The sequence below is a fragment of the Streptomyces sp. NPDC043427 genome, from assembly GCF_056436655.1.
Genome location: NZ_JBWKCC010000040.1, coordinates 1 through 20,477 on the forward strand (window position 1 = coordinate 1; position 20,477 = coordinate 20,477).

Consider the following 20,477-nt stretch of genomic DNA (forward strand, 5'->3'; position numbering starts at 1 on the left):
TGGAAGGCGGGGACACCGCTCCGCCTGTCGATGCGGTACTCCACGGCCACCACTCCCCTCCACCATCATTCCACTACTCGATTAGTGGAATGATGATGAGAGGAAGTGGTGGCCGTTGTCAACGGGATCCGGGAATTGGTGCTGTCGAGGCCGTCTCAGGACTGAACGGCCGAGCTCAGCTAGGGCAGGGACAGGACCTCGTCCAGCACCTCGACGTAGAGGTCCACGTGCTCGCGGCGGAAGGTCATGGGCGGTTTGATCTTCAGCACGTTGTCGTGCACTCCGTTGGGGAAGACGATGACGCCTCGCTCCTTCATGAGTTCGGTGACCATGAAGGCCTGCGCAGTGGCCGGCATCTTGGTGGTGCGGTTGCGGACCAGTTCGACGCCGAGGTGGAGCCCTTCTGCCCGCACGTCACCGATGAGCGGTTGGCGCTGCTGGAGCTCGCGCAGCGACTGGGCGAAGTACCCGCCCACGCTCACGGCGTTCTCCCTCAGCCCATCCCGCTCGACGATGTCGAGCACGGCCTCGCCGATCGCGCAGGAGACGGGGTTGCCGCCGAAGGTGTTGAAGTACTTCATGCCGGTGTCGAACGCGTCGGCGATCTCCCGAGTCGTGACCACCGCCGCGAGGGGATGCCCGTTCCCGAGCGGCTTGCCCATCGTGACGATGTCCGGGACCACCCCCTGGAGCTCGAAACCCCACCAGGGCCCGACTCTGCTTCGAGGACGAAGCCGGGTTCACCCGACGGCCGCCGAAAGGACGCACCTGGGGCCGGCGCGGCCGCACCCCGGTCGTGACCGTCAGCGGCCGCCGCTCGGGGCGCCTGTCAGTGGCCGGGCTGATCGCGATGCGGCCAGGCTCCCGCACCCGGCTGTGCCACCGCCTGCGCACTCACCCCGCGGGCAAGGGCAAGCGCCGCAGCATGGGCGAGCGCGACTTCACCGCGCTGATCGACGGCGTCCACCACCTCGTCAAGGCACCGATCGTGCTGGTGTGGGACCGGCTGAACACCCACGTCTCCCACGCCATGCGTGAACTGATCGCCGAGCGTGAATGGCTGACGGTGTTCCTGCTGCCCGCGTACTCGCCCGACCTCAATCCCGTCGAGGGGGTATGGGCGCACGTCAAGCGCAGCCTGGCCAACCTCGCCGTAGTCGCCCTGGACCGACTCGAAGCCCTCGTACGCAACCGGCTCAAGCGCCTGCAGTACCGGCCCGACACCCTCGACGGCTTCATAGCCGGCACCGGCCTGGCCCTCGACGATCCAGAGTCACCCTGACGAGCCGAAGTCAGTAAAGCGTGTTGCGAAAGTGGATCGCCTGTCAGACCTGCCTGGGATGCTCCGAGCATGGAGATGACAGTGCAGCTGACGATCGACTGCTCCGATCCGCAGAGAATGGTGACTTTCTGGGCCGAGGCCCTGGGTTACGTGCCTGAGCCTCCGCCGGGCGGGCACGCCACGTGGCGTGCTTACTGGGTGGCGATGGGGGTGCCCGAGGCAGAGTTGCCGGCCGGTGCTGGGGATATTCCGGAGTCGATCATCGATCCCGCAGGACGTGGACCGAGGGTGTGGTTCCAGCAGGTTCCGGAGTCGAAGGTCGCCAAGAACCGGTGGCACTTCGACCTGAAGGTCGGTGGGGGCCGTGACGTCCCACTGGACGTCCGCACACAGCTGGTCAAGGCTACGGTGGAACGGCTGGTCAAAGCTGGTGCCACCGTGCTGCGGATCAAGGATGAGCCGGACATGGGGTTCTACGCCGCCGCCATGCAGGACCCCGAGGGCAACGAATTCGACGTCGTCTGAGGGCCGTTGCGACGGTGCTGGTCCACTCGTTCACGGCTGCGACCCGCACAGTCGCCTCGTAGCGGACGGAGAGCTTGTCGTACCTTGTGGCCACCGCCTTGTGCCCTTTGAGTCGGTTGATCCCGCACTCGACCGCATGGCGCTCGCGGTGATCCACCGCATCGAAACGCGGCGGTCGGCCACCACGGGAGCCGAGCTTCCTGCGGTTTCGGGCCTGGTCAGCCTTGTATGGGATGGTGCAGTGGATGCCACGGCGGCGCAGGTAGGCGCGATTCCAGCTCGCCACCGACATGCCCGCCGCGATCCTCGCCCGAACGCTCGGCATCCACACCGACGTCGCCGTTGCCTGGCAACGTCTCTGCGCGGGCGACTGGACCACCTACGCCAACGAAGTCAGCCGCCGCACCGCAACGGAGAACAGATGAAGCTGCCGGTCGCAATCCACCAGGCCCGCTTGGGAGCGGACGAGTTCAGAGTCATCCGACCTGCCCAGCCTCTGAACCATGCAGTACTCATCGACCACGATCGGCACCTGGATGTCTATCTCGACCAAGACGCCGCCCGCCGAATCGCCGGATTGTGGATGCTCGCGGCACGCTCACCGCGTTCGCTGATTCACCTGCCGATGCGGGCAAACCGCCCGCCGGCCCGGGAAGTACCGTACGACGTCGGCTTCCAGCTGGACCTGGTGCTGTTGCACCATTCGCTGCAGTTCACCCCCTCCCGCTGGAAACAGGTGAGGAGTCGCCTCGGCGCCGGTCGTCCCCAGACCGTGAACTTGCCCGACACAGATTCTGTCGACAGCGCCGCAGTCGACTGGGCAGCACGTCACTACCGAGAGAACCGCGACCTGTTTCACCAGCACCTTCATGCCGAGACGCTGTTCATGACCGGCAGCGCGAAGGTGTTCCGGGAGACCGCTCGACACTTCCTCGATGTCGCCCGCAACGGACCGGGCTACGTGCCGGTCCACCCCAGCTATCCGTACTTCTGCACCGAGCTCCACTCGAACGACGGCATCCTCGGTGACGCCCGCGAGATCCACATCGAGTACTGCGACCAGTGGAACCCGTGATCGACAGCTGCCGAGCACGTGCTGGCTATGGCTGGCGAGGCAGGCATTCGGACAGTTCCAATACCCCACGTCACCATTAGTCGGCGCCGAACGCCGTCGCGAGGCCGTCGACCGGGTGACCGCCTTGCAGTTCGGGCTGACCCGGGATTGATCTCGGGGCGTGTTCGCCCGGATGTTCGGCTGGGTCGTGGTTCGGCAGGCTTCACACACCAGACAACTCGCGCGGGTGTCTCTATGTCGTCGCCGCACTCGCCGACCAAGATCAAAACTGCAGGTCGGCCCATTAAGGTCGGGGCATGACACCCTTTGCCAGCAGTGCCTTCGACTCGCTCCGCCTCGACGCCGTGCCCGACCAGGAGGCGCTGCGCCGGGTCTACGAACTCCCCAAAGACACGGCCGTGCGCAAGCAGATGACCGAACTCACCGAACAGGCCCGGCGGTTGATCGGCTGCTCATCGCTGGTCCTGGTCGCCAGCGCGGACGCCGAGGGCAACTGTGACGTCTCCCCGCGCGGCGGCCCCGCCGGGTTCGTCGCCGTCCTGGACGCACGGACGGTGGCGATACCGGACGCGACCGGCAACAAGCGTCTGGACACCCTGCAGAACGTCGTCGCCACCGGACGGGCCGGGCTGCTGTTCGTCATCCCGGGGCGCACCACGACGCTCAGGGTGAACGGCCGGGCCTGTGTCTCCACCCGCCCGGAGCTGTTGTCGCAGCTGACCGCCGTGGGCAAGCCGCCGGCCAGTGCGCTGGTGGTGGGGATCGAGGAGGTCTACCCGCACTGCCCCAAGTCGCTGCTGCGCAGCGGTGCGTGGAAGCCGGAGCAGTGGCTGCCGGCGGACGCCCAGCCGACCTCGGCCGAGGTGACGCTGGCCCAGCTGCGGATGCCGGAGCTGACGATCGCTGACATCGAGCAGGCGGAGGCGGATTCGCTGAAGTACCGGTACGAGTAACGGGCCGACCGGCGATTGCTGAACCGCCAGCCCGCCGAACCCTCAGACCAGGACGCCCCGAGATCAATCGCTGGGCATCCCGTAAGGCAGTCGGCAGCACTGTCTTCCGCCTGCTTGCTGCTGGTCGGGAAGACGTCCCCCCCCACGGCAAGGCGCCATCGCTCGATTCAGCGATGGCGCCGCACCTGTGGTGCCGGATACCGTCAGCGACACCGGCGTTGAGCTGCAGGAGTCATCTAACTCCACCTCGCGCCACACCTTTTGCCCCAGAGAACCCTCTGTGTCAGTGGTGCATGGCACCGGTGATGGAGCAGAGGGACCCGACGGTGCGCTACGTCAGCACCCGCGTCTGACCGTTCACTCAGCCTGCCCGCCGCATACCCGCTCGGCTGAACGTGGTGACGGTCCATCACATCGTCGACGGGGGTGAGGGCGCCTTCCCGTGGATCGTCATGGAGTTGGTCGACGGCGGTTCGCTCGCCGACCGTCTCGCCCGCGGACCGATGACCCCGGCGGCAGCCGCCGAGCTGGGCCGCGGAGTGCTGGACGCCCTGCGTGCCGCGCACGGCGCCGGCGTCGAGCACCGTGACGTGAAACCGGCCAACGTCCTGCTGCGCGCCGACGGCCGGCCGGTGCTCACGGACTTCGGGATCGCCGCGATCCGCGAGGCCACGACCCTGACCGCGACGGGGTCGATCATCGGAACCCCCGGCTACATGGCTCCCGAGCGGGTCTCCGGCCACCCGGGCGGGCCCGCGGCGGACCTGTGGTCCCTGGCGATGATGCTGTATGTGGCCGTAGAAGGGCGCCACCCCCTGCGCCGGGGAACCACCCTCGCCACCCTGGCCGCCGTCCTGCACGACGACGTGGACCCACCGACCAGGGCCGGCGCTCTGACGCCCCTGCTCACAGCGGTGCTGGTACGGGATCCCGCGGCACGTCCGGATGCCGGGACGGCGGCCCGGATGCTGGCAGCGGCGCAGCACGACACGGACCCGCAGGCGGCGTGTCTCAGGCTGCCGCGGACCAGGAGCCCACGTCCTACCCGCTCGCGCCACCGGCGTGGGCGCCCCCACGGCAGGCACCGGTATGGTCCGCCCCTCACCCAGGGCCCAACGACGCCCGGCAGCGGCAACCGGCGTGGTCCGCCCCGACGCACGCCCGCGGGCGCCCTCCGGGAAACCAGGAGCAACTCGCCCACGCCCTCGGACGGGAGGGGGACGCCCCTCAGAGAAGGGCACCGCGAGCCCGTCCGGGAAGAACACCAAAACGCCCTCACCGGACAGCGCCAAACCGGTCACCAACCTGCTGACCCCGCCGGAATCCGGAAGGTCGTCGAAGCCTTCGACAAGGAGACGGGGAGCAGCAACTACGGCTATCTCAGCGTCTACCCGGAGCACGCCACGGCCAAGGTGATGGTCAGTGGCAGTCAGACTCGCTACGACCCCTTCGCCTACTGGATCGATCGGGGCGTGGAGGCGAGCATCATCAAGGGCACCCTGATCGGCGGTGACAAGCCGATGCGCGCGGAGGACTTCGACTGGGACGCCGTCCCCGCCCTGCTGGCGCGGGCCGAGAAGGAGTTGAAAGTCGACAAGCCGTCAAGTCGTTACCTGTTGTTGCAGTCGGCGAACGATCGACGGGACGCGACAGAGGGCATGGCTGTGTACATCAGCAACGACTACGGCGAAGGTGGCTACCTGTTGGCCGACCCGCAGGGAAACGTGATCAGGGTCGTTTCCGGCTGATGCGAGTCGGCTGATGTGAGTCGGCTTACAGCCGAGAGTGTGAGTGCTGAGACCCGTATGTCCCGAGTAAACCCGGGCAGGAGCTTGGGGTGCGCGGGTCGATCGAGCCTGTGGAGGATTCGCGTAGGCGAAGATCGAGAGAAGGGGTTGACAGTGGTGAACGCCATGCCCGGCGGACAGCCCAGGTCCGGAGTGGCGAAGGCGATCGTGGACATGCCTCGTCAGGTCCGGGACGACCTGACCCGGAGGCTGCGCCGCAGCAAGCGGGCCTTCCGCGAGGAGGACGTCCAGGTCGTCGAACCGCCGCTGCTGAAACGCGCGGTGGGAGCCTCGGCGCTCGGGAACTGTATGGAGTGGTTCGACTTCGGGGTCTACAGCTATCTCGCCGCGACCATCGGCAAGGTCTTCTTCCCGGGCGCCTCCCCGGCCGCCCAGGTGATCTCCTCCTTCGCGACCTTCGCCGCGGCCTTCGTCGTACGCCCGCTCGGCGGTCTCGTGTTCGGACCGCTCGGTGACCGGCTCGGCCGGCAGAAGGTGCTGGCCACCACCATGATCATGATGGCGGCGGGCACGTTCGCCATCGGCCTGATCCCCAGCTACGCCACCATCGGCATCGCCGCCCCGATCCTGCTGCTCCTCGCCCGTATGGTCCAGGGCTTCTCGACGGGCGGCGAGTACGGCGGCGCCACCACCTTCGTCGCCGAGTACTCACCGGACCGCCGCCGGGGCTTCCTGTCCAGCTGGCTCGACTTCGGCACCTTCGTGGGCTACGCGCTCGGCTCGGCCCTGGTCACGCTGCTGAACCTGCTCCTCACCGACGCCGAGATGCTCTCCTGGGGCTGGCGTGTGCCGTTCCTGATCGCCGGGCCGCTCGGCGTGATCGGTCTGTACATGCGGCTGAAGCTGGAGGAGTCCCCGGCCTTCCAACAGCAGCTCGACGAGCACGAGAAGAGCCTCGCCCAGGAGTCGGCGGGCAGCGAGCTCAAGAGCATCGTCAGGAACCATTGGAAGCCGCTGCTCATCTGCATGGGCCTGGTGCTGCTCTACAACGTCACCAACTACATGGTGACCGGCTTCCTGCCGACCTACCAGACGGAGAACCTGAACCGCTCCAGCAGCTCTGCCGACGTGCTGGTGCTCATCGGCATGCTGTGGATCGTGGTGCTGATCACGTTCATCGGACGGCTCAGCGACCGGGTCGGCAGGCGCCCGGTCTACGGCTTCGCCGCGGCTGCGATGATCCTCCTCGCCGTGCCCTCCTTCATGCTGATCAAGATGCAGGGCACCTGGCCGCCGATTTTCGGCGTGCTGATCCTTTCCACCCTGCTGGCCTGCTTCGCCGCGCCGAGCGCAGCCACCCTGCCCGCGCTCTTCCCGACCGCTGTCCGGTACGCGGCCATGGGCATCGGCTTCAACTTCGCGGTCGCCGCGTTCGGCGGGACCACGCCGCTGGTCACCGAGGCGCTGATCAGCGTCACCGGGGACGACATGATGCCCGCGTACTACCTGATCCTGGCCGGTGTCATCGGCCTGGTCACCGTGCGGTTCCTGCCGGAGAGCGCCCAGGTGCCGCTCCGCGGGTCGCAGCCCATGGTCGGCTCGCAGGAGGAGCAGCGGGAACTGATCAGCACGTCCCAGGAGTTGTACCGCGTCACTCGGAAGCCGTCCGGGGACCGGGAAGAGTCGTCCTCGGGTCCGGCCCGCCGGGAGCGGTGACGCGGGCGACGACGTGACGGAGGAAGCCCGCCGCGGTCGCGCCGGCGCAGACGCGGTGGTCGAAGGTCAGGGAGAGGTGCACGACCTTGCGCACCTCCACCCTGCCGCCCACCGCCCCGGGGCGGTCGGTGACACGGCCGACGCCGAGCATCGCCGTCTGAGGGTGGTTCATGATCGGCGTGGCGCCGTCGGCGTCGAAGACCCCGTAGTTGTTCAGGGTGAACGTGCCGCCGGTGCGCAGGCCCGACGGGAGCGCGTCCCGGCGGGCCAGGTCGGTCAGGGGGCGCAACTCCTTCGCCAGGGCGTCGAGGGGGAGCCGGTCGGCGTCCCGCACGACCGGGACGACGAGACCGGTCAGCGCCGGTGACGTCGTCACCGTCTGGAACGCCTCCGCCAACGGCGACGAGCGCGTGTTCGACGAGCTCGATCGACTGCGCCTGGACCGGACCCCCAACCAACACGTCACCTTCGCCTACGGGCCCCGCTTCCGCCTCGGTGCCTACTTGGCCCGGGCCGAGATCGGGGCCGTCCTGGCGGGGCTGCGCGACACGGTGGCGGGGCTGGAGCGGACGGGGCCGGCGCGGCCGGTGTACTCCGACTTCCTCAGTGGCCTCAGTGCACTGCCGCTGGCACTGAGGGGAGAGCGAGACGAGGGGAGCGGGGGGAGCGGCAGGGGAGAGAGGCGGGAGGGAGCGTGAGACGGAAGGGAGCGTGAGAGGGGGTTCGCCCGAGTAGGCTCCGAGGCATGCGCATCTCCGTTTCCTCCGACATGGACGAACCCGTCGCCCGTTCCCTCGTCGAGCAACTGCGGGCCCGGGGCCACGAGGTGCGTGAGCACGGGGCGCTGCGGGACGGCGACGACCCGCAGTGGGCGGTGTGCTCGGAGGCCGCCGCCCGTGAGGTGACCGCCGGGACGGCGGACCAGGCGGTGGTGTGCTGCTGGACCGGAACGGGCGCGTCCATCGCCGCGAACAAGGTGCCCGGGGTACGGGCGGCGCTGTGCACGGACGCGTACACCGCGGACGGCGCCCGCCGCTGGAACGACGCCAACGTACTCGCGCTGAGCCTGCGACTGACCTCCGAGCCGCTGCTCAAGGAGATCCTGGACGCCTGGTTCGCCGCCGACGCCAGCGAGGACGCCGAGGACCGGGAGAACGTGGCCCGCGTCGGGCGGCTGGATCGCGTCCGCGCCGACTCCTGACCCATTCCCCGTCCCACGGCCTGCCGCAGGGCGCACACATCGGGGCGAACGGCGCAGAGGCGGGAGCAGGAGACCGGCGTGCGTGCGCCCTGTTACGGGGTCCCGCCGGGCACTTACAGTGTGGCGCCCAGCCCTGCGCCGTCCGTCGGCAGGGCGAAGCCCCACCCTTGTGGTCACCGGCCGCCCCGCCCGGCCGTCGCGACCTCCCGACGCGCCCCGCACACGGACGCGGCGGCCGGAGCGACGTGTCCCGAGGACCACTGGCGCGACAGGCACCACCCCCGTGAAACCGCTCGGACCCCGCAGCCGAGTGTCCGCGGTCCGAGCGCGTGTCCTTGAGCCCTTGGAGGCCGCTGTGTCCCGACCGTGCATCGCCCTCATCGCCGACCCCACCTCTTCCGAAGGCTGCCGCGAGTACCTGGCCACAGCCGTCGAACTGCTCACCGGCGCACCCCCCGTCCGTATCGACGCCCGGCACTTCGCCCCCGACGGATCCGGCCGCGCAGTCGGCGACGGCGAGCGCTTACGGCTGCGGGTCCCCGAGGAGGGGCTGGACTTCGTGCCCGACGTCGTCGTGGTCTACGAGATCCAGCCGCACCACCGCCGGGAACTCGCCGCCTTCCAGCAGCTCCTCGAACACCATCAGGCGATCACCCTCGCCACCGGCACGGACGCCTGGCGCACGGCGACCGAGAAGAATCTCACCGTGGAACGCTTCGCCCGGGACGGCGTCGCCCAGATGGAGACCGTCGTCCTGTCCCGGCCCGGCCCACGCGAGGCGGAGGCCGCCTTCGACCGGCTCGGCGGGGACACCTGGGCCCGGCCCGTGATCGGCACGGGAGGCAACGACACCTTCCACGTCACCACGCCGGACCGACTCAAGGACGCCGCGGCCTTCTACGCGGAGCGCGAGACCGACTGGCTGCTCTCCCGGGACGCGGAGAACATCCTGCCCGACGGCGCCCGTCACCAGTTCCGCGTCTTCGTCCTCGGGGGCCGGGTCATCCACGCCCGGGAGCACATCCAGCCCCGGACCGACATCCCGTGCAACACCTGCCAGGGCGCCACCGCCGTCCACATCGCCCCGAAGGACCTGCCCGCGCGCCTCACCGAACTCGCCGTCGCGGCCACCGCCTCCGTCGGCCTGCCCTTCGCGGGCGTCGACCTGGCCGTCGAGAACGGTGGGGTGGTGTTCGAGGTCAACGTCCACCCGGCCTTCGTGGACGGGAAGCTCGAACTGGAGAGGGTGGCCATGCCGTACATCCAGGCCCATCTGGACGCCCTCACCCTCGCCCGGGGCGACCGGCCCATGGTCGCGCCCCGGACGAGGGCGCCTCTCGGCCGGGGCGGCCGCCTGTCATCACGCTGAGCGATGACGCACCGGGACCGGGCGGGCGCGCCGGGCATCCCATCAGATCCGGTCGCCCTTCGGCCTGCCCCGCTGGTCCGGGATGCCGTGCGGGGTGGGCTGAAGGGCGCTGGAGGGCTGGGACGAGGTCGCGGGTCGCAGGGGGACTGGGGGGGAGCACGGACGTCGGTTCCGCGCCCGCGTGCAGCTGCTCCAGGCGGGCGGCCGGCACCGTCGTCACCGGGCGGCGGTCGGCGTGCTGGTGCTCGTACGCGCGATCAGAACCTCACCTCGACTTCGCCGCCCGTCAGCGACCGTACGCGGCTCTCCCCAGGCTGCCGATCGACAGATGGGGGAACCGCGACGGCGGCCCGTCTCACGGGACGGCCCCTCTCAGTGGGCTCCCAGGCCGCCCCCGCCGAAGGAACCGCTGCTGCCGCGGCCCCAGCGCGGCCGCTGTTTGGAGGAGCTCGGGCGGGTCTGCATGTTGGTCAGCTCGTACGGGGTGAGCGCACGGCCGTCCTTGGAGATCTGGGGGATCTCGTCGGGTTCCCGGTTCTGCTGGACCTCGTGGACGGGTCCCTCCGGGGGAAGGTGTGGCTGCTCGTCCGGCCGCGGTCGGGGCGACTCGTTGAGCTTGATGCGGTAGCCCAGCCAGAGGCCGCCGGCCAGTATGGCCACGACCGCCACCCCGACCACGAAGAGCGCGATGCTGAGCAGCCCGCTCGCTTGGGCCAGCTGCATGGTTGCGGTACTCATACCAGCCGAATACCCCTCGAAGGGGGAGTGAACCGGCCGATCCGGTTCCGTGAACGCGCGATGACCTTCTGTAGGGGGCTGCCGCACGGGTTTGACGGGCTCCGCACCGGCTACCCGCCCTTACGTGATACCGACGACATCCCAGCAGGAGCTCTTCCGGTTCCTGGAGGACCGTTTCGCATGTGCGCAGGCGTGTACCGAGTGCGCCCGCGCGTGTGCGCTGCGCGCGAGCCTCGTGGATCCGGACGGGACCGAACAGCAGGAACTCGTACGACGCAAGGGCATCATGTGCGCGGAGGTGTGTGACGCCACCTGCCGTGTGCTGTCCGAGCAGAACCATCTGGACGAGGCGGGCATCCGCGTCCAGCTGGAGTGGTGCCGGACCGTCTGCCTGGAGTCCGCACATGTCTTCGACGGACAACCGGGTGCCGAGGAGAGCGCGGAGGCGTGCCGCGCCTGTGCGAAGGCCTGCACGGAGTTCATCGCCACCCTGGTCTGACCGCTTCACCGCGACGCCCGGCACCCGGACCGCCGGGGCGCCACGGCAACTGTCGGCGAGGCGCCTTGCCACCAGCCGACATCCGTGGCTGCTGCTGCCAGGCCACCGGTACGCCCGGGCGCCCACCGTCCGCGCACTTCGGCGCGGGCCGTTGGCCTTCGCGAGGCCGCGCGACCGCTTTGGCCGCGGCCGGCCGGCAGACCCCGACGTGTCGACAGGCCCGGGCCGGTGTTCCGTGGCCGCTGCGAGGCTGGGCGGGTCAGTGGGCCTCCGCCGAGCCGGTGCCCGACCGTCCCGGCGCCCCGACCGTCCGGCACGGCAGCCGCCACCGGGACACCCGCGCGCCGCAGGGCCGCTTTGAGCCTGATCGCCTGCTTGCGATCGGCCGCTGGGGGTGGGCCCCGAAGCGTCGACAGGCCCGCGAAACCGTGATCCGCGGTGCCCTCCGCGCTGAGCGGCTCATCGCCGTGCTCAGCCGAGCGGGTGCCCGACCGTGACGTTCCAGCGGCCCGATCTGCCGCTGAGCTCGACGGCTGTCAGGGGTGGGACGTCTGTGCGCCACAGGGCCTGGTCCGGTGCGCCGAGGGTGCGGACGATCGCGGCGCGGGACACCTCCGGCTCGACGACGGCGACGGTCCGGCCCGATCTGTCGGCGGCCGTTTCCAGCCAGGCGGCCACTCGGTCGCACAGGGCTCGCACCGACTCCCCGCCGTGCGGGGCGGAGCCGGGATCCGCCAGCCACTCGGCAAGAGCCGCGGGTTCGGTCGCGCTCACCTCCGCCAGCGTCGCCCCGCGCCAGCGGCCCGCGTCCAGTCCCGCGAGTTCCGGCACGGCCACGGCGTCGAGTCCCAGTGCCTCGGCCGTCTCGCGGCACCGCACGGTGGGGGAGGACCAAGCCGCCTCCCAGGCAGGCAGGGTGCCCGCGACGGCCCGGGCCCGGCGCAGGCCTGCCGGGTCGAGGGGGCAGCCGTCGTCGAAGCGGGCCTCCCGCAGCGCCACGCTGATCGCCGGTGAGATCAACATCACTCGGCTTGTCATGCCCACTCCGCCACGCTCGTCACTCCCGCCCTCAACGCCCCTACCAGTACAGTGACTTGACGGGTGACCAGGCCCGTCCGGGCGCACGCGGCTGAGCACGCGCCCTTGGCCGATTCCCTGCGTCGCGGTACGGTCACGTCGAAATCGACGACGGTACGTGGAAGCCGGTGGGATTCCGGCACGGTCGCGCCACTGTATGCCGGGCACGCACTTCGGTGCGGGCCGGGTGAGTCAGACCCGCGTCCGTCGTCATGTGCACCACCGATACGGGACGCGAGTTCCCCAGGGAGGTCCTGCCATGGCGCAGTCCGCCGTCCAGCCGAGCGCTGCCCCCACTGCCGTACCCGAGAAGCTGCCGATCGGCGCGATCGTCCCCTGGGCGGTCTTCTTCGGCATCCTGATGTTGGTCCTGCTCTACTTCGTCGGCGCCGAACAGGGTGCCACCTCCGTGATGTCCGGCGAGGACGTCCACGAGTGGGTGCACGACGCGCGCCACCTGCTCGGTTTCCCCTGCCACTGACAGCCGGGGAAGGACGTACCCGCCCATGAACTCCACCACCGTCCGCACCCTCCTGGTGCGGGGCATGCTCGCGGGACTCGCCGCGGGCCTGCTCGCCCTCGTCGTCGCCTACTTCCTGGGCGAGTCGCGGGTCGACGCCGCCATCGCCTTCGAGGAGGCGCACGCCCACCACCACGCGGGAGGCGCCGAACCCGTCAGCCGTACGATGCAGTCCACCGCGGGCCTGTCCACCGGTGTCCTCGTCTACGGCGTCGCGTTCGGCGGCATCGCCGCCCTCGCGTACTGCTTCGCCCTCGGCCGGATCGGCCGCTTCGGGCCGCGCGCGAGGGCGCTGCTCCTGGCGACGGCCGGTCTGGTCGCCGTGTACGTCGTGCCGTTCCTGAAGTACCCCGCCAACCCGCCCGCCGTCGGCGACCCCGACACGATCGGACAACGCACGACCCTCTATTTCCTGATGGTGGTGCTGAGCGTCCTGCTCGCCGTCGCCACCGTCATCCTGGGCCGGCGCCTCGCGCCACGCCTGGGCAACTGGAACGCGACCCTCGTCGCGGGCGCGTTCTTCGTCCTGGCCGTCGGGCTGGCGTACGCCTTCCTGCCGTCCTTCAACGAGGTCCCCGAGCACTTCCCGGCCACCCTGCTGTGGCAGTTCCGCCTGGCGGCACTCGCCGTGCAGGCCACCCTGTGGACCACCTTCGGGCTGGTCTTCGGGCTGCTCGCGGAACGCGTGCTCGCGCCACGGACCGCGGCGCAGGAGGTCGCCGCCGCACGGCCGACTCCCGTGGCCTCGTGACCGGTTCCCGGTAGGAGAGGCCCTCGGCACGCGTGCCGAGGGCCTCTTCACATCCCCATTTCGCGTCTCCCCGCCATTCCCAATTATTGGAACACGTTCTACCGTGTGGGCCGTCAGGACCGGCCCAGGGGAGCCAGGAGGCGCCGTGCATCTCGACCACACGCCCGAGCAGCAGCGGCTGCGCAGCGAACTGCGTGTCTACTTCGCCGAGTTGGTGCCCGACAACGCCTCCACCCGGCACGCCGACCCGGTCGCCCAGAAACGCTTCTACCGCGAGACGATCCGACGGCTCGGCACGGACGGCTGGCTCGGCGTCGGCTGGCCCACGGAGTACGGCGGGCGCGGCCTGACCGCGATGGAACAGTTCATCTTCTTCGACGAGGCCGCCCAGGCGGGTGTCCCGCTGCCCCTGATGGCGCTCAACACCGTCGGCCCCACGATCATGCGGTACGGCACGGAGGAGCAGAAGGCGTACTTCCTGCCGAGGATCCTCTCCGGCGAGATCGACTTCGCCATCGGCTACAGCGAGCCCGGCGCGGGCACCGACCTGGCGTCCCTCAAGACCCGCGCGGTGCGCGACGGCGACCAGTACGTCGTCAACGGCCAGAAGATCTGGACCACCAACGGCGACACTGCCGACTGGGTGTGGCTCGCCGTCCGCACCGACCCCGAGGCCCCGCCCCACAAGGGCATCACCATGCTCCTCGTCCCGACCACCGACCCCGGCTACTCCTGCACCCTCATCAACACCCTCGCCGGTCACGACACCACGGCCAGCTACTACGAGGACATCCGCGTCCCCGTCTCCCGCCGCGTCGGCGCCGAGAACCAGGGCTGGCGACTGATCACCAATCAGCTCAACCACGAGCGTGTCACCCTCGCCGCCCACGGCACCATGGCCATCCGCGCCCTGCACGACGTGCAGCGCTGGGCCATGGAGACCAAGCTCGCCGACGGCCGCCGTGTTGTCGACCTGCCCTGGGTGCGCCGCCTCCTCGCCCGCACCCACTCCCGGCTCGACGCCCTCAAGCTCCTCAACTGGCAGATGGTGACCGCGGTCCAGAACGGCACCCTCACCCCGCAGGACGCCTCCGCCGTCAAGGTCTACGGCTCCGAGGCACGCCGGGACGCCTACGCGGCACTCCTGGAGATCGTCGCCGCCCCGGGCGCGCTGCGGGAAGGCTCGGCGGGCGCGGTGCTCCGCGGCGAACTGGAGCGCGGCTACCGCTCGGCGGTGATCTTCACCTTCGGCGGCGGCAACAACGAGATCCAGCGCGAGATCATCTCGTGGATCGGTCTGGGGATGCCGAGGGTACGGCGTTAGTTTGATGTGACGAGGCTTTTTAGTTGGCACAAAAGCGGGACAGTTGGCACCGTAGCGAGGTGCGGACCGGAGGGTAGCGGACCTGGCTTGCAGACTGCCTGAGGCGGCTGACCTGATGCTTCCTCAGGGCTGGTGAGGTTCGGGCGTGCTGCGCGTTCGTGTCATCTACTAGATGATCGTGCGTACTGAGACACGGAGGCGCAGATTCTGGTCGCAGGGAGTCCCGAGTCGTGTCTAATCTCAGGCGTCCGCGCCAGCGGAACTGCTCGCTGCTTCGTCCCCCAGGAGGGTGAAGCCTGACGTGATCCTCACGCTAAGGTCAGCCCCGGATCAGGATGTCGTCAATGTGGACCTGGAGGCTGGCCCCACGGTCGCAGGCGCTCGCCAGATGCGCCGCGTAGACGTCGAGACGTCTACGGAGATGGAGCCGGGCACCGCGCAAGTCGTCTCCCTGGAGAACGGAGAGTTCCCTGGTGAGTAAGGTGACGTCACCGCCGTTGCGCTCGGATTCACGGATGACGGGGCTGTGGACAGGTTCGCCCTGAGTAGCTCCGCTCCATGCGAGGGCGGCCCCAATCTCAGGGTCGCCCTGCTCATGAAGTCTGCGGAGGCGAGGGATGCCGGCAGTCAGAAGGTGCCACTCTTCACTCGCCATGCGCCACTCGGCCAGGCGCTGGCGGCGGTTCGCGTAGTTGATCCTGTTTTGGGTGACGTCGAGGTGATCTGCGATTTGGTCGACTCGTCGGTCGAACTCAGACCACAGGTTAATAGGATCGAAGCGCTTGGCGAGGCTGAATATGAGCTTGGCGGCCATCTTCGGAGTCAGGTCGAGGACCTCGGCGCATCGGGGCCAGGAGGCGCCGGTGATGAGTCTCACGAGCCGGATAGAGGCGGCGCGGCGCAGCGCGCGCACCCTGGGGCGTTGGTCTTCTGGCATGTGATCGAGGAAGCCATCGAAGTAGGTGTCGAACCAAGGTTTCGGTAGGTAGGCCGGGACCTCCTCGACCGAAAACCGGTGCTTGCGGGCCGGTGTTCGCGGGCTGCGGTGCCCGTGAGTGCCGTAGCTCTTGGTGGCCAGGGCCTGGGCGAAACGAGGGGAGATGTTGAGCGACCGGGCGATCTGGCCGTAGAACATCGGGGCATGGGACCGGACGGTTTGGACCAACGGCCGGACCTGTTCGCGGAGGGATGTCTGGTCGTGCCCGCCGAGCAGAGTGTCGGCCGCCAGCAGCAGCGCTGCTCGTTGCGTGGTGCCCGCGGGGGCCGCACGGGTACCGGAGCGCCGCGAGGGTAGGCCCGTGACTTGGCTGGCCTGGATCAGTTCGGTGATCGGTGCCGCGTGCTCGTCGAGACGTGCCTGCAGGGAGCGAGAGGGGATGAGATCGGCAGCGGTCGGCCAGCTGAGAGTGATCAAGTGTGCGGCAAGGAGCAGGTCTTCGAAGTACGAGTTGCCGTCTGGCTCTTGTTGGTCTCCGAAGAGGCGCCGGTCGATGCGGTGTTGGAGGGCGAGCAGCCGGTCGAGGTCGGAGGCCATCAGGCCAGGCGGTGAGCCTGAGACATGGCCGAGGCGGTCCAGCCGGGTGCCGCAGCGGCGATTTCCTCGGGCCTCGGGTTCCGCGTCCTCGGTGCGATTGCGGCATTGCAATGCGTGCAGTCGCGTGCCGGGGCTGGTGACTAGGTTGAAGCGTCCCGAGCTGGAGGTGTTGAGCTGCCGTCGGCAGCCTGGGCAGGCCGATTCCAGCAGACGGTGGTGCTGAGGGCAGGCGAAGACCACGGGTAGATGCCACTGCAGTTTCCAGGGTCCGCCCCATGCCTGTTGGATCGCGCTCCCGTTGCCGCGCAGGCATGGGGGGAAATAGCGCGGTGAGAACTCCATGGCCCAGCGAGCGCTGAGCGTGGTGGTCGTACGGTGCGGGGTGTGATACGCGGTCCGTAGGGGCGAGTAATGAGGTTGGAACCGTCTCAATGTCAGCGCGCTGACTTCGGCGAGGTCCAGCCCCGTGGCCAGGGCGAAGTTCTGGGCCATAGCGCCTGGGAGATCCTGCAGGAGCAAGGTTGGAATGCGGGCGTTGTGTACTGAGTGTTCAATAAGACCGCATCGGACCGCGAGCCAACGGGGAGGGATCTCGAGTCGGCTGGAGAGCCGTAGCAGGAAGCCAGGCAGAGATTCTTCCGGCAACGGGGCCAGGCTCCGTGCCAAGGGACGGAAGGTCACAGAGATGCTCCCGTGAGTGCTCGGGCGACGGGACCGAGCATCCGGCCCGCCTCGTTGGTACCGGCGGGAGTGGAAAGGGTGGTTGCGATCGCAGCAGTGTCAGTGCGCTGGTCGCAGGCGGTAGCGAGGACGGCGGAGTACGTTTCGAGGCGGCGCAGGAGCTCGCGTTTGCCGCCCTTGCGGTTGGCTGGAGTACGGAGCTGGTTGATCGACGCGACCAGGCGCTGGGTGCTGCAGCCCGACGCCCTCAGGGCGCCGAGCATGGGGCTGTGAAGGTGATCGCCCTGAGTGATCTGCGCCAGTCGCTCGGTGCTCTGGCCCACCTGAGCGCGACCGCGAATCCCGACAGGCTGCAGCAGCGTATTGAGGACCAGCAGACCCAGCGGCACCAGCTCATGGCGGAACAGGCCAAGCTGCGGGAGCGCCTGCGGGCGGTGCGAGAAGTCGAGTGGTACGAGCACCCTGAGATCGCGCCGGGATATCGTGGCCGGCTCGACGAGATTGTGCAGGCAGTCGAGCGCGGCACAGTGAATACCAGTGGTTGCCGTCCCTGCCCGCGCAGCCGGAGCCGCTGCCGCCTTTGACCACGGATGAGGCTCAGCGATTGTGGCTGTTGGTTACCATGCACGGTCCGGGAATCCTCGACGCGCACATCCATCATTGCCCCGATCCCGCCACCCTGCCGAACCCCACAGATGTCGCCGCCCGCATCAGGGAACTGGAAGCGGCCGAGGAAGCTCTCGGGCCGGAGCCCTTCACGCCACTGGCCCAGACGCTGGCCGACCACGGCGACGCGGAACTCACGGTGCTGGAAACGCTGCTCGACCAAGCCCAACAGGCCCTGCAGAGTGTGGGCCTGTCTGCGGATCCTGCGTCATGGCACGAAGAGATGTGGTCCACTCGTGCACTTCAAGACGGCATCGCACGCCGATGGCAGCAAATGTGGGACAGCGTCCGAAACGCCTCACGGCGTGCCCAGCAGACCCAGCAGGAGATAGCGGCCGCCGCCTTCCTCGAGGTGGAAATACCGCAGCTTTCCGAAAGCGAGGAGAAAGAGCTCCTGATCAGCGGCCGCAACGTGGAGCAGTACGTCCTGCAAGGCGGGCAGTTGAACAAGCGCTGGCCACGGCCGGCCGTTCTCAAACAAGCCCGTGTCCTGCTGGAACAGTGCCGTGTCGAAGGCACGGCTCCCGACGGCCGAGAGCGGATCGCCGCGGTGGTTCGCCATCTGGAAATGCGCGCCCATGCCCGTACCCGGCACGGCCGATGGGCAGGCGTCGGATCGACCGTCGGACAGGACACGGCCGAGTTGCTGGTATCCGAACTCCTGGACAGAGCAGCTGCCTTGCAGGCCGTCGACACGTGTGTTGAGGTCATCCGCCAAGTCCACGCAACCCTGCTGGCCAGCGGCATCCCGGCATCGGTCACCACCCCTGACCAATGGCAGGACATTCGCCACGCCACGGCACGGGCCCGGCAGCTGCTGCAGGTCAGGACGGCAGGCCGACAGCTCGACGAGCTCCTCGCCAGCCTTCCCCAGCCACAATCACACAGTGTCGAGGAGCTCCAGCACGCGGCTGATGCGGCAGCTGCCCGCGACGCGCAGGCCTACGCACTGGCCGTGGAGGCACTGGCAGCGGCGTACCAGCGCGAGGCGGACCGGCGCGAGACCGGCAAACTCTTCCAGCGCCTGAGCGAAGCCCACCCCGAGCTGGCACAGGCATTCGCTGCGGATCCCCACACGGCGCACTGGCGCGCCCGATTCACCGCCTTGCCCCAGGCCTGGGCATGGCGGCAGGCACAGGATTTCCTTGACACCTATCTGTTTCCTGGACGTGAAGAGCAGGTGGAGGGGGAGCTGGCCCAGGTCGAAGCCCGGCTCGATGATCTGGTGGAACAACTCGTCTGTGACCGTGCGGCCTTCCACTGCATTAGCCGTATGACCACGAAGCACAAGCAAGCCCTGGCCGCCTACGCCAGCGCCATCGCCAACGCCGGCCAGGGGACAACCGAGTACGGCAAACGCCATCAACGCCACGCACGCTCAGCCATGCAAACAGCCCAGGGCGCGGTACCCGCGTGGATCATGCCGCTGAGGCAGGTAGCCGAAACGATCAGCCCGGAACCGGACTCCTTCGACGTCGTGATCGTCGACGAAGCAAGCCAGGTCGGTCTGAACGGACTGCTGCTGCTCTGGCTCGCCCCGCGGATCATCGTCGTCGGAGACGACCGCCAGTGCGCGCCCTACTACACCGGCAGCAAGCACGACCGGATCACCCAGATCTTCGACGAACGCATGGCCGCGCTCGAACCCTGGCAGCGCGAAGGCTTCGACCCCAAGTCCAACCTGTATGAACTGCTGTTATCTCGCTTCACCGAGGTGATCCGCCTCACCGAGCACTTCCGCTGCATGCCCGAGATCATCAAGTGGTCCTCGATGCAGTTCTATCCCGACAACCAGCTCGTCCTGCTGCGTCAGCACGGCTCGGACCGGCTTCCCCCGCTGAAAGTGGTCCACGTGTCCGAGGGTCACTGCGAGGGACGCAGGGACAAGCTGATCAACCGGCCAGAAGCAGAAGCTGTCGTCGACCAGCTCCACCGCCTCACTCAGGACCCCGCCTACGCCGACCGCAGCATGGGCGTCATCATCCTGCGCCAAGGCGCCCAGACCCGGCTCGTACAAGATCTCGTTGACCAGCGCATCGACATGCCTGCCCGAGAACGCCACAACATCCGGATCGGCACCCCCGAAGAATTCCAAGGTGACCAACGCGATGTCATCCTGCTGTCGATGGTCATCGACGGGGCCAACGTCATCGCCGCGACCGGCCGCCACCACGAACGACGCTTCAACGTGGCCGCCAGCCGGGCCCGCGACCAGATGTGGCTCTTCCACTCCATGACCGCCGACCAGCTCAGCAGCAAAGACCTGCGACACTCCCTGCTCACCTACATGCAAAGCCCGCCCCCGCCCTACACCCACGCCCACCAGCCGACCAACGTCAGCGCAGACCAACGCTGCAAACCCTTCGACTCGCTCTTCGAACAGCGAGTCTTACTGCACATCAAGGGACGCGGCTACGACGTGGTGCCGCAGTGGGAAGTCAACGGCAAAAAGATCGACCTCGTCGTCACCGGAGACCACGGGCGCCTCGCTGTCGAATGCGACGGAAGCCCCTACCACTCCACCAGGCAGCAGATTCACGACGACGCCGAGCGAGAACGCGAACTGCGCCGCGCCGGCTGGACATTCTGGCGCATACGCAGCAGCGCATTCGCGCTCTCACCGGAAGAGGCCCTGGCCCCTTTGTGGAAACGCCTGACCGACCTGGGCATCCACCCGCGCACCACGCCAGCCGCATTCTCGGATGACACCGAACCTCATGCGGCATGGACACCGGCCGGACTGGCCGAGGGCGAGCCCGACGACGAAGACCTGGACCCCTACGACGGCGAGCTCGACGACGACAGTGAGGCAGCCTGA

At 68.7% G+C, this 20,477-nt stretch carries 21 protein-coding genes, 1 pseudogene and 1 riboswitch; of the genes and pseudogenes, 16 read left to right on the forward strand and 6 right to left on the reverse strand.

Translation table 11 applies throughout. The features are described from left to right. Nucleotides 1-179: 179 nt before the first annotated feature. Complete coding sequence (locus tag AC067M_RS40815) at nucleotides 180-662, reverse strand: aminotransferase class III-fold pyridoxal phosphate-dependent enzyme (RefSeq protein WP_478702066.1); 483 nt, start codon at nucleotides 660-662, stop codon at nucleotides 180-182. Between the two features lie 47 nt (nucleotides 663-709). Between AC067M_RS40815 and AC067M_RS40820 the strand changes: the two are divergent. The 7 genes and pseudogenes from AC067M_RS40820 to AC067M_RS40850 all read left to right on the forward strand — a co-directional run. After that, nucleotides 710-1,282, forward strand: a pseudogene (locus AC067M_RS40820) (IS630 family transposase); the annotation flags it as partial. Between the two features lie 69 nt (nucleotides 1,283-1,351). Beyond that, nucleotides 1,352-1,807, forward strand: a complete 456-nt coding sequence (locus AC067M_RS40825) for a VOC family protein (RefSeq protein WP_478702067.1) — start codon at nucleotides 1,352-1,354, stop codon at nucleotides 1,805-1,807. A gap of 290 nt (nucleotides 1,808-2,097) precedes the next feature. Continuing rightward, entirely contained in the window at nucleotides 2,098-2,232 is a 135-nt protein-coding gene (locus AC067M_RS40830) for a hypothetical protein (RefSeq protein ID WP_478702068.1), read from the forward strand. Then, on the forward strand, nucleotides 2,229-2,882 hold the full coding sequence (locus tag AC067M_RS40835; protein ID WP_478702069.1) for a hypothetical protein: 654 nt from the start codon (nucleotides 2,229-2,231) through the stop codon (nucleotides 2,880-2,882). Before AC067M_RS40830 ends, AC067M_RS40835 begins: the two co-directional genes overlap by 4 nt. 296 nt (nucleotides 2,883-3,178) lie before the next feature. Then, complete coding sequence (locus AC067M_RS40840) at nucleotides 3,179-3,835, forward strand: MSMEG_1061 family FMN-dependent PPOX-type flavoprotein (RefSeq protein WP_478702070.1); 657 nt, start codon at nucleotides 3,179-3,181, stop codon at nucleotides 3,833-3,835. 398 nt (nucleotides 3,836-4,233) lie between these two features. Further along, a complete protein-coding gene (locus AC067M_RS40845; RefSeq protein WP_478702071.1) occupies nucleotides 4,234-5,583 on the forward strand; it encodes a serine/threonine-protein kinase in 1,350 nt (449 codons plus the stop codon). A gap of 165 nt (nucleotides 5,584-5,748) precedes the next feature. Continuing rightward, nucleotides 5,749-7,299 (forward strand): MFS transporter, encoded by a 1,551-nt coding sequence (locus AC067M_RS40850; RefSeq protein ID WP_478702143.1) that lies wholly within the window; start codon nucleotides 5,749-5,751, stop codon nucleotides 7,297-7,299. On the opposite strand, the gene AC067M_RS40855 is transcribed toward AC067M_RS40850, so the two are convergent. After that, complete coding sequence (locus AC067M_RS40855) at nucleotides 7,235-7,675, reverse strand: 2-oxo acid dehydrogenase subunit E2 (RefSeq protein ID WP_478702072.1); 441 nt, start codon at nucleotides 7,673-7,675, stop codon at nucleotides 7,235-7,237. The two genes, AC067M_RS40850 and AC067M_RS40855, sit on opposite strands and share 65 nt — an antisense overlap. A 34-nt stretch (nucleotides 7,676-7,709) precedes the next feature. Here AC067M_RS40855 and AC067M_RS40860 point away from each other — a divergent pair, with 34 nt between their 5' ends. The 3 genes from AC067M_RS40860 (at nucleotide 7,710) to AC067M_RS40870 (ending at nucleotide 9,869) form a co-directional block, all read left to right on the forward strand. Beyond that, a complete protein-coding gene (locus AC067M_RS40860) occupies nucleotides 7,710-7,997 on the forward strand; it encodes a hypothetical protein (RefSeq protein WP_478702073.1) in 288 nt (95 codons plus the stop codon). 47 nt (nucleotides 7,998-8,044) lie between these two features. After that, nucleotides 8,045-8,500 carry an RpiB/LacA/LacB family sugar-phosphate isomerase gene (locus tag AC067M_RS40865; protein WP_478702074.1) on the forward strand — a complete coding sequence of 152 codons (456 nt, stop codon included), beginning with the start codon at nucleotides 8,045-8,047 and terminating at the stop codon, nucleotides 8,498-8,500. Between the two features lie 355 nt (nucleotides 8,501-8,855). Then, the gene (locus tag AC067M_RS40870) at nucleotides 8,856-9,869 is read left to right on the forward strand and encodes an ATP-grasp domain-containing protein (RefSeq protein WP_478702075.1); all 1,014 of its coding nucleotides are present in this window, start codon (nucleotides 8,856-8,858) and stop codon (nucleotides 9,867-9,869) included. A 372-nt stretch (nucleotides 9,870-10,241) separates the two neighbouring features. Here the strand turns inward: AC067M_RS40870 and AC067M_RS40875 are convergent, their stop codons facing one another. Next, on the reverse strand, nucleotides 10,242-10,607 hold the full coding sequence (locus tag AC067M_RS40875) for a DUF6479 family protein (protein WP_478702076.1): 366 nt from the start codon (nucleotides 10,605-10,607) through the stop codon (nucleotides 10,242-10,244). Between the two features lie 127 nt (nucleotides 10,608-10,734). Here AC067M_RS40875 and AC067M_RS40880 point away from each other — a divergent pair, with 127 nt between their 5' ends. Next, the gene (locus AC067M_RS40880; protein WP_393628188.1) at nucleotides 10,735-11,106 is read left to right on the forward strand and encodes a four-helix bundle copper-binding protein; all 372 of its coding nucleotides are present in this window, start codon (nucleotides 10,735-10,737) and stop codon (nucleotides 11,104-11,106) included. 471 nt (nucleotides 11,107-11,577) lie between these two features. On the opposite strand, the gene AC067M_RS40885 is transcribed toward AC067M_RS40880, so the two are convergent. Further along, a complete protein-coding gene (locus tag AC067M_RS40885; RefSeq protein ID WP_478702077.1) occupies nucleotides 11,578-12,144 on the reverse strand; it encodes a histidine phosphatase family protein in 567 nt (188 codons plus the stop codon). 112 nt (nucleotides 12,145-12,256) lie between these two features. Continuing rightward, a riboswitch (cobalamin riboswitch) is annotated at nucleotides 12,257-12,405 on the forward strand. A 37-nt stretch (nucleotides 12,406-12,442) separates the two neighbouring features. On the opposite strand from AC067M_RS40885, the gene AC067M_RS40890 reads away from it, so the two are divergent. The 3 genes from AC067M_RS40890 (at nucleotide 12,443) to AC067M_RS40900 (ending at nucleotide 14,778) form a co-directional block, all read left to right on the forward strand. Continuing rightward, the gene (locus AC067M_RS40890; RefSeq protein WP_037679945.1) at nucleotides 12,443-12,664 is read left to right on the forward strand and encodes a CbtB domain-containing protein; all 222 of its coding nucleotides are present in this window, start codon (nucleotides 12,443-12,445) and stop codon (nucleotides 12,662-12,664) included. Between the two features lie 25 nt (nucleotides 12,665-12,689). Further along, nucleotides 12,690-13,454: a CbtA family protein gene (locus AC067M_RS40895; RefSeq protein ID WP_478702078.1), complete on the forward strand. Its 765-nt coding sequence runs from the start codon at nucleotides 12,690-12,692 to the stop codon at nucleotides 13,452-13,454. Nucleotides 13,455-13,599: 145 nt separating this feature from the next. Next, complete coding sequence (locus AC067M_RS40900; protein WP_478702079.1) at nucleotides 13,600-14,778, forward strand: acyl-CoA dehydrogenase family protein; 1,179 nt, start codon at nucleotides 13,600-13,602, stop codon at nucleotides 14,776-14,778. A 319-nt stretch (nucleotides 14,779-15,097) separates the two neighbouring features. On the opposite strand, the gene AC067M_RS40905 is transcribed toward AC067M_RS40900, so the two are convergent. Then, nucleotides 15,098-16,993 carry a TniQ family protein gene (locus tag AC067M_RS40905; RefSeq protein WP_478702080.1) on the reverse strand — a complete coding sequence of 632 codons (1,896 nt, stop codon included), beginning with the start codon at nucleotides 16,991-16,993 and terminating at the stop codon, nucleotides 15,098-15,100. After that, a complete protein-coding gene (locus AC067M_RS40910; protein WP_478702081.1) occupies nucleotides 16,990-17,256 on the reverse strand; it encodes a hypothetical protein in 267 nt (88 codons plus the stop codon). The genes AC067M_RS40905 and AC067M_RS40910 overlap by 4 nt, the downstream gene beginning before the upstream one ends. A 6-nt stretch (nucleotides 17,257-17,262) precedes the next feature. On the opposite strand from AC067M_RS40910, the gene AC067M_RS40915 reads away from it, so the two are divergent. Further along, complete coding sequence (locus AC067M_RS40915; protein ID WP_478702082.1) at nucleotides 17,263-17,577, forward strand: hypothetical protein; 315 nt, start codon at nucleotides 17,263-17,265, stop codon at nucleotides 17,575-17,577. After that, on the forward strand, nucleotides 17,574-20,477 hold the full coding sequence (locus AC067M_RS40920) for an AAA domain-containing protein (protein WP_478702083.1): 2,904 nt from the start codon (nucleotides 17,574-17,576) through the stop codon (nucleotides 20,475-20,477). The genes AC067M_RS40915 and AC067M_RS40920 overlap by 4 nt, the downstream gene beginning before the upstream one ends.

Excerpts from the sequence above, each read along its gene's own strand:
- AC067M_RS40815 (WP_478702066.1), bottom strand. The coding sequence starts at position 662 with ATGGGCAAGCCGCTCGGGAACGGGCATCCCCTCGCGGCGGTGGTCACG.
- AC067M_RS40825 (WP_478702067.1), top strand. The coding sequence starts at position 1,352 with ATGGAGATGACAGTGCAGCTGACGATCGACTGCTCCGATCCGCAGAGA.
- AC067M_RS40830 (WP_478702068.1), top strand. The coding sequence starts at position 2,098 with ATGCCCGCCGCGATCCTCGCCCGAACGCTCGGCATCCACACCGACGTC.
- AC067M_RS40835 (WP_478702069.1), top strand. The coding sequence starts at position 2,229 with ATGAAGCTGCCGGTCGCAATCCACCAGGCCCGCTTGGGAGCGGACGAG.
- AC067M_RS40840 (WP_478702070.1), top strand. The coding sequence starts at position 3,179 with ATGACACCCTTTGCCAGCAGTGCCTTCGACTCGCTCCGCCTCGACGCC.
- AC067M_RS40850 (WP_478702143.1), top strand. The coding sequence starts at position 5,749 with ATGCCCGGCGGACAGCCCAGGTCCGGAGTGGCGAAGGCGATCGTGGAC.
- AC067M_RS40865 (WP_478702074.1), top strand. The coding sequence starts at position 8,045 with ATGCGCATCTCCGTTTCCTCCGACATGGACGAACCCGTCGCCCGTTCC.
- AC067M_RS40875 (WP_478702076.1), bottom strand. The coding sequence starts at position 10,607 with ATGAGTACCGCAACCATGCAGCTGGCCCAAGCGAGCGGGCTGCTCAGC.
- AC067M_RS40885 (WP_478702077.1), bottom strand. The coding sequence starts at position 12,144 with ATGACAAGCCGAGTGATGTTGATCTCACCGGCGATCAGCGTGGCGCTG.
- AC067M_RS40890 (WP_037679945.1), top strand. The coding sequence starts at position 12,443 with ATGGCGCAGTCCGCCGTCCAGCCGAGCGCTGCCCCCACTGCCGTACCC.
- AC067M_RS40895 (WP_478702078.1), top strand. The coding sequence starts at position 12,690 with ATGAACTCCACCACCGTCCGCACCCTCCTGGTGCGGGGCATGCTCGCG.
- AC067M_RS40910 (WP_478702081.1), bottom strand. The coding sequence starts at position 17,256 with ATGCTCGGCGCCCTGAGGGCGTCGGGCTGCAGCACCCAGCGCCTGGTC.